The following is a 13,524-nucleotide window of genomic DNA, read 5'->3' on the forward strand; positions in this document are numbered from 1 at the left end:
GTGGACGACCCAGGCACCGCCCCTCAGGGAGACCTCCGGCTGCGCGACGTCGTCGCGGCGCTGGAGTCCCTCTACCCGCTCGAGAGCGCAGCCGACTGGGACCGCGTCGGTCTCGTCGCCGGAGACCCCGACCAGCCCGTACGCCGTATCCTCCTCGCGCTCGACCCGACCCTCGCCGTCATCGACGACGCGCAGGCGTGGGGCGCAGACCTGCTCGTGACCCACCACCCGCTGCTGCTGCGTGGGGTCCACTCGGTCGCGACGACCAGTGCCAAGGGGGCGTCGGTGACCGCGCTCGTGCGCGCCGGCGTCGCGCTGTGGGTGGGCCACACCAACGCCGATGTCGCGGACCCCGGCGTGTCCGGCGTGCTGGCCGACGCCCTCGGGCTCACCGACCAGCGACCCCTGTCGACGGAGGGCTCCTACGCGATCGGTCGCGTCGGTGTGCTGCCCGAGCCCTCGAGCCTGGCCGGCTTCGCCGACCGGCTGGCCGCGGCCCTTCCCGCCACCGCGGGAGGTGTGCGCGTCAGCGGCGACCCGGACGCCGACGTGTCGGTCGTGGCGGTGATGGGAGGTTCCGGCGACGACCGCTTCGGCGACGTGCGGGCCAGCGGCGCCGACGTCTACGTCACCGCGGACCTGCGCCACCACCCCGTCCTCGAAGCGCGCGAGGAGGCACGCGGTGGTCGTCCCTTCCTCGTCGACGCCGGGCACTGGGCCACCGAGTCCCTCTGGCTCGCCGACGCGCGTGACCGGCTCCTCGCCGCGCTGGAGCACCCCGCGCGAGCGACTAGGGTCGAGGCCAGAGTCTCAGCCATCCGCACCGAGCCGTGGACGTTCGTCGTCGGTGCGAACGCCGCGCGGGAGCACCGCGCGGCCACCGAACCCGGAGGTGTGTCCTGAAAGCCGACCCGTCCCGTCAGTGGCGCCTGCTCGACCTGCAGGCCATCGACACGCGCCTCGACCAGATCGCCCACGCCAAGGCGAACCTCCCGCAGACGCCTGCAGTCGCGGCGGCCCAGCGTGAGCTGTCCACGCTCGAGACGGAGATCGTCAACGCGCGCACGGCCGCCGGTGACGTGCAGCGCGAGCTGACGAAGTCCGAGCAGGACGTCCAGCTCGTCCGCGACCGCGCCGCCCGCAACCAGTCGCGCCTCGACGCCGGACAGGGCAGCGCGAAGGACCTGCAGGCGCTGCAGCACGAGCTGGCCTCGCTGGCCCGCCGCCAGTCCGAGCTCGAGGACATCGAGATCGAGGTGATGGAGCGGTCCGAGACGCTCACGGCCAGGGTCGGCGAGCTCGAGGCGCGCCACTCCGAGCTCGTCCAGAAGGTCGAGGACCTCGAGACCGAGCGCGACGCCGCGCTGGAGAAGCTCGACGCCGAGGCCGTCCAGGTCGGGTCCGGCCGCGCGAACATCGTGGCCGGCATCGGTGACGACCTCGCCGCCCTGTACGAGAAGATCCGCGCGGTCAGCGGTGGCCTCGCCGCCGCCGAGCTGCGCCACCGCCGGTGCGGTGGCTGCCGGCTCGAGCTCGGCAACGTCGACCTCGACCGCATCCGGCGCGCTCCCCAGGACGAGGTGGTGCGCTGCGAGGAGTGCCGCCGCATCATGATCCGCACGGGCGAGTCAGGACTGTGAGCGAGCGGTGACGGGAGCGTCTCGCGGGACGGGCCGACGGCTCGTCGTCGAGGCAGATGGCGGTTCGCGCGGCAACCCCGGGGTGGCCGGCTACGGCGCGCTAGTGCGCGACCCGGCCACCGGCGCCGTGCTCGTCGAGCTCGCCGAGCCGCTCGGCAAGCAGAGCAACAACGTCGCCGAGTACTCCGGCCTCATCGCCGGGTTGCGGGCCGTCCTCGACATCGACGCCGGCGCGAGCGTGCGCGTCCGGATGGACTCCAAGCTCGTCGTCGAGCAGATGTCGGGCCGCTGGAAGATCAAGCACGAGGACATGCGGCGCCTCGCCCTCGAGGCCCGCGACCTCTGTGCCAAGATCTCCGACGGCGGCGGCAGCGTCGACTTCGAGTGGATCCCGCGGGAGAAGAACAAGGACGCCGACGCCCTGAGCAACGCGGCGATGGACGGCAGGAGCGTGCACCGTGTCCTGACGGGTGACGCCCGCGAGGCGGCCGACGTCTCCGCCTCCGAACCGGACGTCGAGCAAGCCGCGGCTCCCGTCACGGCGCGGCCGTTGCGCCTGCTCCTCGTGCAGACACCGCACGACGACGGCCCGGCCGAGGGCATCGTCGGCGCGGTCCGGCGCCTCGTCGGCCCCGGAGCCCTCGTCGTCGGCGCCGACGACGACGAGTCGGCGCGGCTTGCCCGAAGCATCGCACGGGCCGTCGGCACGGAGGCCACGACCTCGACGGACTGGTCCGGCCGGGCACCGGGCGAAGCGGGTGACGTGTCCGTCGTGACGGCATACCGGAGCCTCGCGGGCACGGGCGGCACGGCGGTGGTCGTCACGAGCCGACGCGGGGTGCTCTCGGTGCTCGCCGACGTGCTCGGAACACCCGTCGAACGCTTCTGGGCCCTCGCCACGGCGCCCGGCAGCCTCACCGCCGTCGAGGTCTGGGAGGACGGGTCCGCATCGGTGGCTTTCACCAATCGGACCAACCATCTCGCCTGACGGACGCTGTGCGATATTCGGTTTCATGAGCTACGCCGGTGACGTGACCCCCGAGCAGGCCTGGACAGCCCTGCGCGACGAGCCCGGCGCGGTGCTCGTCGACGTCCGCACGAGGGCGGAGTGGTCGTACGTCGGCCTGCCCGACCTCGGCCCGATCGGCAAGGAGGTCGTCCTCGTCGAGTGGCAGTCCTTCCCCGACGGCCGGGTCAACGCTGCGTTCGTCGACGAGCTGGCTGCAGCCGGCATCGGCAAGGAACAGCCGGTCTACTTCCTGTGCCGCTCGGGCGTGCGCTCGGTGAGCGCTGCCGAGGCCGCGACCGCGGCGGGCTGGACCGAGTCGCGCAACGTGCTCGAGGGCTTCGAAGGCCCGCACGACGCTCAGCGCCACCGCACCGTCTCCGGCTGGAAGGTCGCGGGCCTGCCGTGGGTGCAGGGATGAGCGACGACGTGACGAAGGGCTGGCGCCCCGACACCCTCGCGGTGCGAGGCGGCCTGTCCCGCAGTGGTTTCGAGGAGACGTCCGAGGCGCTCTACCTCACCTCCGGCTTCGTCTACGACACCGCCGAGGACGCCGAGGCCGCGTTCAAGGGCGACATCGAACGGTTCGTCTACTCCCGCTACGGCAACCCCACCGTCACGATGTTCGAGGAGCGGCTGCGCCGGATCGAGGGCGCCGAGGCCTGCTTCGCGACCGGCTCCGGCATGTCGGCGGTCTTCGTCGCGCTGGCGGCGCTGCTCGGCAAGGGCGACCGTGTCGTGTCGTCGCGCGCGCTCTTCGGGTCCTGCTTCGTCATCCTCGACGAGATCCTGCCGCGCTGGGGGGTCGAGACCGTCTTCGTCGACGGCGCCGACCTCGACCAGTGGCGCGAGGCACTCGCCGAGCCGACGACGGCCGTCTTCTTCGAGACGCCGAGCAACCCGATGCAGGAGCTCGTCGACATCGCAGCCGTCACGGAGCTGGCCCACGCCGCGGGCGCCAAGGTCGTCGTCGACAACGTCTTCGGCACGCCCGTCTTCTCCAAGCCCCTCGACTTCGGGGCCGACATCATCGTCTACTCCGCGACGAAGCACATCGACGGCCAGGGCCGGACCCTCGGCGGGGCCGTGCTGGGCCCGAAGGAGTTCATCGACGGTCCGGTGCAGAACCTCATGCGCCACACCGGCCCGTCCATGTCGCCGTTCAACGCCTGGGTGCTCGTCAAGGGCCTCGAGACGATGTCGCTGCGCGTCGAGCGGATGGCCGACAGCGCGCTCGAGGTGGCGCGGTTCCTCGAGTCGCACCCGAAGGTGAGGCGCGTGGTGCACCCCTTCCTCGAGTCGCACCCGCAGCACGACCTCGCGAAGCGGCAGATGGTCGCGGGTGGCACCGTCGTGACGTTCGAGCTCGACGGCGGCAAGGACGAGGCGTTCGCGCTGATGAACGCCCTGCAGGTCATCGACATCTCCAACAACCTCGGCGACTCGAAGTCCCTCATCACGCACCCGGCCACGACGACGCACCGCCGGCTCACGCCCGAGGCGCGCGCCGCCGTCGGCATCACCGACGGTGTGCTGCGCGTGTCGGTCGGGCTCGAGGACGTTCGCGACCTCGTCGACGACCTGCGCCGCGCCCTCGGCTGACCCGGACGGACGGCATACGGGCTCGGCAGCCGGTCACGGACTGCACCGCGGGCCGTATGCCGGCTGGTCGGGTCAGGCGGCCGCGACGAGCGTGAGGGTCGTGGCTGCGACGACCACGACGGCGCACACCGCGCCCGCGCCGGCGATGTGTCGGGCGGAGACCTCGAGGCCGGCCGAACGGCAGCGCTGCGCCCACAGCAGGGTCGCGACCGAGCCCCACATCGTGACGATCGGCCCGGTGTTGACGCCGACGAGCAGCGCCGCCAGACGGGCGGGGGAGTCGGCGACGGTCGGCTCGAGGGCCAGGTACGCCGGCAGGTTGTTGATGCCGTTGGCGGCGAGGGCGCCCAGACCGCTCACGCGCAACAGGTCGCCGATCCTGGAGCCCGAACCCACGACGGAGCGGAGCCACGCCTCGAGGCCGAACCGGAGGGCGGCGTCGACGACGAGGAAGAGCACGCAGACACCGATGACGGTGAGCCACGGCAGGCGGATGCGCCGGAGCAGCTCGGGGGCTCGCCAGTAGGTGGCCGCGACGAGGATGCCGGCGGCCGGCACCGAGGCCAGGGCGGGCTGCACGCCGGCGACGAACGCCACGGCCAGCAGCCCGCACACGACGCCGCACACCTGGGTGAGGAGCCGGTCGTGCGGCTCGGCCAGCGGCGGGGTGTCGTAGGCGCCACGGAGCTCGCGCCGGTGCAGCAGCCACAGCACGGCCACCGTCGCCGCGACCGCGGTCAGGGCCGGCACCGCCATGAGCCTGATGTAGCCGAGCGTGTGGACGTCGAGCGCCGACAGGGGGTGCAGCGCCAGCAGGTTGGTCAGGTTGGACACCGGCAGCAGCAGGGAGGCCGTGTTGGCGAGCCACAGGGTGGTCATCGCGAAGGGCAGGGGAGCAGCGCCGACCTGACGCGCCACCGTGATCGCGACCGGGGTCAGCAGGACGGCTGTCGTATCGAGACTGAGCACGGTCGTGGCGGCCACCGCCAGCACCACGACGAGCAGCCAGAGCACCACGACCCGCCCCCTGGCGACGCGGGCGGCGTAGTGGGCCGCGACGTCGAAGAGTCCGGCGAGGTCGCAGATCTCGGCGACGAGCGTGATCGCGACGAGGAAGACGAGGATCGGCGCCACGCGCTCGACGAGCTGGGCGAGGTCGAGCAGCACGTCAGGGCTTCGGGGTGGTGGCGAGCTGCCACGGCTTGCCGGGGCGTGGCGGCGGGGTGAGCACGACCTCGAAGCGCTCGGACAGCCGCTCGGCCAAGGCCTCGGGGGTGCGTGGAGCCTCGGCCTGGACGAGCTCGCGGGTGACCAGGCCACGCGTGTGCTTCGCCATGTGCGAGGCGCCGGGCACGGTGACCTGGACCCACCGCGAAGCGCGCTCGTCACGCGGACGCCACACGGCGGCATACGTGCTCGACCGGCAGTCGACGATGAGCTCCCGCGGCTTCACCGCGGCGTCGAGCGCGGCCGGCAGCTCGCGGCGCCACTCGTGCGAGAGGTGGCCGACGTCGGGGAGCGTGCTGCAGATGTTGACCCGGTAGGCAGGGACGCGGTCGCCGAGGCGCAGCGCGCCGAAGAGGGCCGAGACGACGACGATCCACCGGTTCGCCCGGCGCTTCGAGGCCGCGTCGAGGGAGTCGACGTCGAGGGCCTGGTAGAGCACCCCCGAGTAGACCCGTGACGCCGTGGCCGTGGGAGCGCTGTGCAGCCTCGTGTTGCCGGCGATGTCGTCGACGAGGTTGGGGTTCAGGTCGAGGACGTCCGCCGCATCGGGCTCGCCGCTCAGCCTCGCCACCGTGTCGACGACGGCCTCACGCAACGGCGTCAGCTGGGGGAAGGACAGGGCGCCGAGGTCGAGCGAGGACCCCCGCCGGGGCCTGGTCTTGCCCTCGGACGGCGGGAGCAGGATGAGCACGTGGGTCAGCCTAGGGAAGGCGCGGGGCAAAGTCCCAAAACGTCCGACGACGCGCGGGGTGACGTGCATCCGCCATGCGTAGGGTGGCGCCATGGCCCAGCGACACATCGTCTTCCGCCCGGCGACCCGGCCCGGCGACGTGGCACGGCAGCTCGCGGAGCGGTTCGAGGCCGTACGCCGCCAGCTCGAGGTGCGTGAGGAGTTCCCGCCCGACGTGGTCGCCGAGGCCGGGGCCGCCGCGGCGAACGCGGACCTGCCAGAGCGTGACGAGACGTCCGTGCCGTTCATCACGATCGACCCCCCGACGTCGATGGACCTCGACCAGGCCATGTGGATCGAACGCGACGGCGCCGGCTACCGGGTGCGCTACGCGATCGCCGACGTGCCGGCCTTCGTCAGGGCGGGCGGCGCGGTCGACGACGAGACGCGCCGCCGCGGCCAGACCGTCTACTGCCCCGACAAGCGGGTGCAGCTGCACCCCGGCGAGCTGAGCGAGGGGGCGGCGAGCCTGCTGCCCGACCAGGTGCGCCCCGCCTTCGTCTGGGACATCCGGCTGGCCGCCGACGGCGAGGGCACCGCTGTGGCTGTGTCGCGAGCCATGGTGCGGAGCGTGCGGCGCTACGACTACGAGCAGGTGCAGAAGGACGTCGACGCCGGCAGCGCGGAAGAGTGCCTGATGCTGCTCAAGGAGGTGGGCGAGAAGCGCATCGCACTCGAGCGCGAGCGAGGGGGCGCGAGCCTTCCGATGCCGGAGCAGGAGGTCGACGAGGGCCCGGACGGCTCGTTCCGCATCTCCTTCCGCCCCGTGCTCCCGGCTGAGGACTGGAACGCGCAGATCTCACTCCTGACAGGCATGGGCGCCGCCGACCTGATGCTCAAGGGCAAGGTCGGGATCCTGCGCACCATGCCGGCTCCCGACCCGCGCGACCTCGAACGCTTCAACCGGCGCACGTCGGCAGCCGGGGTGCCGTGGCCGGACGGCATGGCGTACGGCGAGTTCCTCCGCACGCTCGACCGGACCAACCCGAGGCACCTCGCCGTCATCCACCAGGCGACGACGCTGTTCCGCGGCGCGGGCTACACGCCCTTCGACGGGTCGGTGCCCGAGCAGCCGATGCACGCCGCCGTCGCCAACCCCTACGCCCACGTCACCGCGCCCCTGCGCCGGCTCGTCGACCGTTTCGGCCTCGTCGTGTGCGAGGCCCTCTCTTCCGGGCAGGCGGTCCCTGGTTGGGCCAGGGAGGCCCTCCCGACGCTCCCGGAGATCATGGCGACGTCCGACCGGCGCACCAACGCCGTCGAGCGCGCCTGCACCGACGCCGTCGAGGCCGCCGAGCTGCACCCGCTCGTCGGCCAGACTCTCGAGGGTGTCGTCGTCGAGGAGAGCGACAAGGACAAGGGCGTCGTGGTTCAGCTCGTCGACCACGCCGTCGTCGCCCGGGCCGCCGGCTCGGCCAAGGCCGGCGAGCAGGTGTCGGTGCGGGTCGACACGGCCGACGTCGCGGCCGGGACGATCACGCTCTCCGTCGTCTGAGGTGGCCCGGTCTCACCGGGTGAGCCCTCAGCCTGCCGGAGCGGTTGCGCCGGCAGGGGCTGTGGTCGCCGCCGGGGCGTTCGCCCCGGAGCCGGCGGCAGGTGTCGTGCCGGCGGGCGTCTGCTGGGCCTGGGCTGCCGCGGTGGGGTCGGCCGGGGTCGGGCCGCCTGCCGGTGCCGTGGGTGTGCCCGTGACTGCAGTGTCGGCGCCGGCCGAGGAGTCGGTGCCGTTGTCGGTGGCGCCCGCCGTGGCGGTGCCCGTCGCGGTGCCGGTCGCGCCCGTCGCGGTGCCGGTCGGGGAGTCGGAGCTGTTCGCCGACCCCTGGGCTCTGCGGTCGGTCGTGTCGCTTCGCGCGCTTCCGCCGGCCGAGTCCTCGTCGACCACTGCGCCGGCAGCGGTGCGACTGCCAAGGTTCGTGCCCGTGACCGGGGCGCCGGTGGCCAGCTGCAGTCCCGCGAGGAACGCGGCGGCCAGCGCGAAGACCGCGGCCGTCGTTGCCAGCGCACGCCGGGCTCTCGCGCGGTCCGGTCGCGTCCAGCCCTGCAGGGAGGCCCGCCCGACCCTGGGCACGAGCACCGTCGCGGGGGGCTCTTCGGCGACGCCGCGTCGCGAGCGCACGAGCACCACGACGTCCCTGGCCCGCGCCATGGAGCTCGTGTAGAGGGTGCCGGCGATCGCCGAGACGACGCTGAGCACCGCCGCTCCCGCGATCGTCCCCACCACGCCGAGTCGGGAACCGAGAGCTGCCGCGGTGGCTGCCGCCATGGACCCGCCCAGCAGCTGGGTCAGGGAGAGGTCGAAGAACCTCGACCGCGGCTCCGAGGCGCTCGCGGGGTCGGGTTCGACGGTCGCGGGGCTGCTCGCCCCGGGGTCGGGTTCGACGTGGCGGGTCGGGCGGGTTCTGGGGTCGGGCAGGTCGGCTGTCAACGGTCGCGTCATGTTCCTGGGTGGTTGCGTGCGGCTGCGTGACGTCGTCGTCTCCAAGGCATGACGAACGAGCCGGTCGATTCGTTGACGCCTCCGAGGCAGGGTGACCGGCATCACATTGCACGCACGAGCACCCGCTCGAGAAGACGGCATACCCGATAGTCCTTCTCCACCGAGTCCGGGGGGCCTAACGTGGGCGGTGGTGTTCGTGCGAGGAGGGGGAGCCCGTGAACGTATCGGTCGATGACAGGGGCAGCGTGCTCGTGGCGCACGTGACGGGAGAGCTCGACACGTACACCGTCTCCGACGCGAAGAGGGTGTTCGACGGGCTGCGGGCAACGGAAGGGTCCGAGGTCGTCGTCGACCTTCGCGAGGTGACGTTCCTCGACTCGTCCGGTCTCGGGGCACTCATCGGGCTCTACCACCGGGTGAGCGACGCCGGTGGGCACCTGCAGCTCGTGTGCGCGGGAGTGACGCTGCGGCTGATGGAGCTGATGAACCTCGGCCAGGTGCTCGACATCAGCACCGAGCTGGGCGAGGCGTCGGCCAGCGGAGGCGCCGCCCTCGCCTGAGCGCTCGCCTGGCTGCCTCGGCGTACGGCGACACGGGGATGCGGCGACGGTGGCGCGGGTCAGGCGCGTCAGGCGCGCCCGGCCCCGACCGGGCTGAGGGCGAGGTGGAGGCGTACGCGTGTGTGCCCCGGCGGTGACTCGATCGTCAGCCGGTCGCTGAGCCGCTGGGCGATCAGCAGTCCGCGCCCGCTCGTCGCCTGGCCGGCGGGCTCGCTGACGCGAGGCACCGAGGAGGTGCCGTCGGAGTCCTCCACCGTGAAGACGATGGAGTCTGCGGTGCGGTCGATGCGCAGCACCCCGTGACCGCCGCCGTGGATGATGCTGTTGACGGCGAGCTCGTGCACGGCCAGCATTGCGTCGCTCACGCGCTCCGGGACGTAGTGCTCGGCGACCTCACGAACGGCGTTGCGCACGAGACGGAGGTCCTCCGGGCCGAACTCGACGCGACTGATCCCGCTTTCGCTCTCGCCGGTGATCCTCGGCCCTCCCACATCGCCATCGTGCCACTGATGAGACATCTGTGGGACGTCAGGGCCCTCGCAGTGTCAGGATGACGCCATGGACGCGACGGCGCGGGACGGCGGCAACGAGCCCTCGTCGACCATCGCCACGCGGCTCGTGGAGCTCGGGCGCATGGCGGCTGCCCTCGCCAGCGCCGTGACCATGGACGACCTCACCGCGGTCATCACGGAGCGCGCCTCCGCCGTGATGGGCGCCTCGCGCGCAGTCCTTGCCGTGAGTGAGGGGCCGCACCGACTGCGGACCATCGGAACGCACGGGCTCAGCCCGCACCTGGCCAGGCAGTGGTCCTCGTTCGACATCCGGATGTCGATGCCGATATCCGACGCCGTGCGCACCCGCGAGCCCGTGGTGGTGGCCAACGTCGCGGAGCTGCTCGAGCGCTACCCCGACCTCGAGGACGCCACGGAGCGCTTCACGGTGGCGTTGCCGATGGTGTCGCCGACCAGCGGTGAGGCCGTGGGGGCCGTGGGCTTCCGGTTCGACGGTGAACGCGCGCAGCTGGACGCCGACGAGCTCTCCGTGCTGCAGTTCCTCACCGACATGTGCGCCCAGACGATGCTGCGGCTGCGCGCCGAGGCCGAGAGCGCGGACCGCGCGGCCCGCCTCGAGTTTCTCGCCAACGCCTCCCAGGCTCTCGCCGAGTCCCTGGACTATCGCCAGACGCTGCGCCAGGTCGCCTCGCTCGCAGTGCCCACGCACGCGGACTGGTGCTCCGTGCAGATGATGGACGACGGCGTGCTGCGCACGCTCGCCGTCGCGCACGTCGACCCCGCCAAGGTCCAGCTGGCCAAGGAGCTCGAGACGAAGTGGCCGCCCGACCCTGATCACCCCGGTGGCGCCGCCGACGTGGCCCGCACAGGCAAGAGCATGCTCATCGAGGAGATCACCGACGAGATGCTCGTCGCCTCCGCGCGAGACGACGAGCACCTGCGGGTGGCGAGGGAGCTCGGCCTGCAGAGCGCGATGTCCGTCCCTCTGAGGGCCAACGACCGCGTCATCGGCGTGCTCACGTTCGTGGCCGCAGAGTCCGGTCGGCGCTACAGCTCCGACGACGTCGCCTTCGCCGAGGACCTCGCGCGTCGCGCGGGTCTCGCCATCGACAACGCCGACCTCTACTCGCAGACAAGGCGCGTCGCGTCGGTTCTCCAGGCCACGCTGCTGCCCCATGACCTGCCGGAGGTGCCCGGCTGGCAGGTGGGCATGGTCTACCGGCAGGCGGGCCGCACCGACGTCGGAGGCGACTACTTCGACGTCAGCACGTTGGGTGACGGCCGCGTCTTCGCCTTCGTCGGCGATGTGATGGGTCGAGGTGTCGACGCCGCCCTCGCCGGCTCTCGGATGCGTTCCGCCACAAGGGTGCTCGTGACCCAAGGTCCCGAGCCCGCCGCGCTGGCCTCCGCGATGGACCGCCTCATGGCGTACCAGCCGCCCACGCCGATGGCATCCGCTGCATACGCCCTCTTCGACCCGGCCCACGGCAAGATGTCGACGGTCGTTGCGGGGCACCCGCCGCCCTTGCTGATCCACGAAGGCTTCAGCCGCTACATCGTCGAGGACGGCTCTCCCGTCCACGGCATCGGCATCGTGCAACGCCCCGCTGCGCGAGTGCCGTTCGCGGTCGGTGACCTGCTGCTCCTCTACACCGACGGGCTCGTCGAGCGACGCGGCGAGAGCATCGACATCGGGCTCAAGCGACTCCAGGCCGCCGCCGAGGAGCTGCTCGGTGACGTCAACGACGCCACCAACCTCGACGACGTGCTCCACGAGCTCGCCGAGGCCGTGACGGACCCCGACCGCCACGACGACGTGGCGTTGCTCGCCTTTCGCCGAATGGTCTGAGTCCGGCGCCGGCCCGCCCGGGCGCCGACCGGTGGGGCCGCGATGGCGACGTCGGGCCGGCAGCACGAGGGCCTATGCTGGTCCGCGGATGAGTCGGCCAGGCGGTCGCGTCAGGGCTTCGGCCCTGCCGAGGAACGTCCGGGCTCCACAGGGCAGGGTGGTGGCCAACAGCCACCCGGGGTGACCCGCGGGACAGTGCCACAGAGAACAGACCGCCGGCCGCTTCGGCAGCCGGTAAGGGTGAAACGGTGGTGTAAGAGACCACCAGCGCTCCAGGTGACTGGAGCGGCTCGGTAAACCCCACCCGGAGCAAGTCCAGACAGCGTGCGAACGATGCCCTCGGGCATCGAGGAGGCCGGCCCGGTCGAGTGCGCGGGTAGGACGCTAGAGCCGGCCAGCAATGGTCGGTCCAGATGGATGGCCGTCGCCGCGGCCCTGGTGACGGGGCCGCGGAACAGAACCCGGCGTATCGGCCGACTCATCCACTTTCAGGCCTCTGACCTGCGGTTGTGGGACTCGCCATCGCCGGTGGTCCGCAGATGGTCTGCGCTGTGGCTCCAGCCGTGCTCCGTGCCGTGCAGGCGTGCCCCCAGACACTGCCGGACCTCGCGGCGCTGCTCACCACCGACGGCTCACCGCGCCTGTGTAGCGTCACCTGCGGTGGCCGCTCCGATCATGGCGGCGCTCCGACGAGAGCGTCGTCGTCGTGGCAGCTCGGGCCTGACACAGCGGACTACGGGTAGCCACGTGGTGCTGCACCCACCAGCGCGTCGACCGCTCCTTTCAGCCCGCCTTGAGGATCCTCTGGCACACTCCGCCCTGACGTCCAGCAGCGAGCGTCCGGAAGATCGTTCCTAGGAGGTATGCGTTGGGCACGGTGAAGTCCCTCTGGGCGATGGTGCAAGGCGACCCGGTGTTCATGCGCCGCGTCAACGGATGGCTTGCCGTCTTCTGGATCCTCATGATCCCGATCTCGCTGATGATGGGATGGCTGAACTCGGTGGTCTACGTGTCCGCGCTCTCGCTGTGGGCTCTGGTGTCCGGGCACTGGTCGGCGTGGCAGGCCGCCCGCGTCGAGGTGCAGCAGCAGAAGGAGGCGGCGGACACCAGACGCCAGGACGTCGCCGGCGAGGTCGTCGAGCGCCTCGCCGCCGTCACCGACCTCAACGCGACCGGCGGCTCCTCGGCCAGCCCCACCCCTGCCACCTAGGTCCGCACGGACCGGCACCCGCTTCGCCGAAGGCCTTCTGCCCGAGAGTGCAACCGCCGGTGCTCGGTGAGTCCCCGGTGGGAGGTGTACTGACAGGGCATCCGCGTCGATCCGGACGTGCCGATCGAGCAGGTCGCCGGCACCGTCGGCGAGCTGGCCACAGAGGGCAAGGTGAAGCTGAAGCGCTTCGGGCTCTCGGAAGCCTCGGCGGCCACCATCCGCGCCGCCCATGCCGTCCATCCCGTGACCGCGGTACAGAGCGAGTACTCGCTGTGGACCCGCGACCCTGAGGCCGAGGTCCTGCCCACCCTCGCGGAGCTCGGCATCGGGTTAGTGCCGTTCAGCCGCTCGGCAAGGGCTTCCTGACTGAGATCGTGGATGCGTCCACCATCTTCAGCGAGGGGGACATCCGGCACCGCGTGCCGCGCTTAGAGGCGGAGAACCTTGCCGCGAACCAAGCCCTCGTCGACCACCTCATGGCTCTCGCCGGGGTCAGGGGCGCGACGCCCGGGCAGATCGCCTTGGCGTGGCTGCGCTCGCAGCAGCCGTGGATCGTGCCGATCCCCGGCACCCGTCGCACCGCCAGCATCGAGGAGAACGCCAGCGCCACGCAGGTGACGCTCTCCGCGGGCGACCGTGCCGACCTCGACCCCCTGGCCCTGCGTGTCGGAGTCCGCGGGGACCGTTACAACGCGACGCACATGGCCCACGTCAACCGCTGGGCTCTGAGGAGGACTGCCGGGCTCAGGGTCGG

13 protein-coding genes, 1 other RNA gene and 1 pseudogene are annotated in these 13,524 nt (G+C 72.0%); 11 read left to right on the top strand and 4 right to left on the bottom strand.

The annotated features are described in order from the left end of the window. The 5 genes from ACFQ2V_RS17175 to ACFQ2V_RS17195 are packed head-to-tail and all read left to right on the top strand — an operon-like array spanning nucleotide 1 to nucleotide 4,248. Nucleotides 1–903: a Nif3-like dinuclear metal center hexameric protein gene (locus ACFQ2V_RS17175; protein ID WP_386054074.1), complete on the top strand. Its 903-nt coding sequence runs from the start codon at nucleotides 1–3 to the stop codon at nucleotides 901–903. Continuing rightward, nucleotides 831–1,640, top strand: a complete 810-nt coding sequence (locus ACFQ2V_RS17180) for a zinc ribbon domain-containing protein (protein WP_386054075.1) — start codon at nucleotides 831–833, stop codon at nucleotides 1,638–1,640. The genes ACFQ2V_RS17175 and ACFQ2V_RS17180 overlap by 73 nt, the downstream gene beginning before the upstream one ends. 7 nt (nucleotides 1,641–1,647) lie before the next feature. Next, nucleotides 1,648–2,628 carry a reverse transcriptase-like protein gene (locus ACFQ2V_RS17185; protein ID WP_386054076.1) on the top strand — a complete coding sequence of 327 codons (981 nt, stop codon included), beginning with the start codon at nucleotides 1,648–1,650 and terminating at the stop codon, nucleotides 2,626–2,628. A 25-nt stretch (nucleotides 2,629–2,653) separates the two neighbouring features. Then, complete coding sequence (locus ACFQ2V_RS17190) at nucleotides 2,654–3,067, top strand: rhodanese-like domain-containing protein (protein WP_386054077.1); 414 nt, start codon at nucleotides 2,654–2,656, stop codon at nucleotides 3,065–3,067. After that, nucleotides 3,064–4,248 (top strand): O-succinylhomoserine sulfhydrylase, encoded by a 1,185-nt coding sequence (locus ACFQ2V_RS17195; protein WP_386054078.1) that lies wholly within the window; start codon nucleotides 3,064–3,066, stop codon nucleotides 4,246–4,248. The genes ACFQ2V_RS17190 and ACFQ2V_RS17195 overlap by 4 nt, the downstream gene beginning before the upstream one ends. A gap of 72 nt (nucleotides 4,249–4,320) precedes the next feature. On the opposite strand, the gene ACFQ2V_RS17200 is transcribed toward ACFQ2V_RS17195, so the two are convergent. Both ACFQ2V_RS17200 and ACFQ2V_RS17205 read right to left on the bottom strand, forming a co-directional pair. Continuing rightward, nucleotides 4,321–5,415, bottom strand: a complete 1,095-nt coding sequence (locus ACFQ2V_RS17200) for an ArsB/NhaD family transporter (RefSeq protein WP_386054079.1) — start codon at nucleotides 5,413–5,415, stop codon at nucleotides 4,321–4,323. Between the two features lies 1 nt (nucleotide 5,416). Continuing rightward, nucleotides 5,417–6,166 carry a YaaA family protein gene (locus tag ACFQ2V_RS17205; protein WP_386054080.1) on the bottom strand — a complete coding sequence of 250 codons (750 nt, stop codon included), beginning with the start codon at nucleotides 6,164–6,166 and terminating at the stop codon, nucleotides 5,417–5,419. Nucleotides 6,167–6,257: 91 nt separating this feature from the next. On the opposite strand from ACFQ2V_RS17205, the gene ACFQ2V_RS17210 reads away from it, so the two are divergent. Beyond that, the gene (locus ACFQ2V_RS17210; protein WP_386054081.1) at nucleotides 6,258–7,700 is read left to right on the top strand and encodes an RNB domain-containing ribonuclease; all 1,443 of its coding nucleotides are present in this window, start codon (nucleotides 6,258–6,260) and stop codon (nucleotides 7,698–7,700) included. 27 nt (nucleotides 7,701–7,727) lie between these two features. Here the strand turns inward: ACFQ2V_RS17210 and ACFQ2V_RS17215 are convergent, their stop codons facing one another. Beyond that, the gene (locus tag ACFQ2V_RS17215; protein WP_386054082.1) at nucleotides 7,728–8,639 is read right to left on the bottom strand and encodes a hypothetical protein; all 912 of its coding nucleotides are present in this window, start codon (nucleotides 8,637–8,639) and stop codon (nucleotides 7,728–7,730) included. Nucleotides 8,640–8,854: 215 nt separating this feature from the next. On the opposite strand from ACFQ2V_RS17215, the gene ACFQ2V_RS17220 reads away from it, so the two are divergent. Further along, nucleotides 8,855–9,199 carry an STAS domain-containing protein gene (locus ACFQ2V_RS17220; protein WP_386054083.1) on the top strand — a complete coding sequence of 115 codons (345 nt, stop codon included), beginning with the start codon at nucleotides 8,855–8,857 and terminating at the stop codon, nucleotides 9,197–9,199. Nucleotides 9,200–9,267: 68 nt separating this feature from the next. On the opposite strand, the gene ACFQ2V_RS17225 is transcribed toward ACFQ2V_RS17220, so the two are convergent. Beyond that, nucleotides 9,268–9,690, bottom strand: coding sequence for an ATP-binding protein (locus ACFQ2V_RS17225; protein ID WP_386054085.1), 423 nt, complete (start codon nucleotides 9,688–9,690; stop codon nucleotides 9,268–9,270). Between the two features lie 67 nt (nucleotides 9,691–9,757). Here ACFQ2V_RS17225 and ACFQ2V_RS17230 point away from each other — a divergent pair, with 67 nt between their 5' ends. From ACFQ2V_RS17230 to ACFQ2V_RS17245, 4 genes and pseudogenes are all read left to right on the top strand, one after another. Next, nucleotides 9,758–11,560 (top strand): SpoIIE family protein phosphatase, encoded by a 1,803-nt coding sequence (locus tag ACFQ2V_RS17230; protein ID WP_386054086.1) that lies wholly within the window; start codon nucleotides 9,758–9,760, stop codon nucleotides 11,558–11,560. An 89-nt stretch (nucleotides 11,561–11,649) separates the two neighbouring features. Further along, nucleotides 11,650–12,045: RNase P RNA component class A (rnpB, locus tag ACFQ2V_RS17235), an RNA gene on the top strand. 383 nt (nucleotides 12,046–12,428) lie between these two features. Further along, nucleotides 12,429–12,770, top strand: coding sequence for a hypothetical protein (locus tag ACFQ2V_RS17240; RefSeq protein ID WP_386054087.1), 342 nt, complete (start codon nucleotides 12,429–12,431; stop codon nucleotides 12,768–12,770). A 102-nt stretch (nucleotides 12,771–12,872) separates the two neighbouring features. Further along, nucleotides 12,873–13,489: pseudogene (locus ACFQ2V_RS17245) on the top strand (aldo/keto reductase); the annotation flags it as partial. Nucleotides 13,490–13,524 lie beyond the last annotated feature (35 nt).

Source organism: Terrabacter terrigena, assembly GCF_042676085.1.
In the GTDB taxonomy this organism is placed as follows: Bacteria; Actinomycetota; Actinomycetes; order Actinomycetales; family Dermatophilaceae; genus Terrabacter; species Terrabacter terrigena.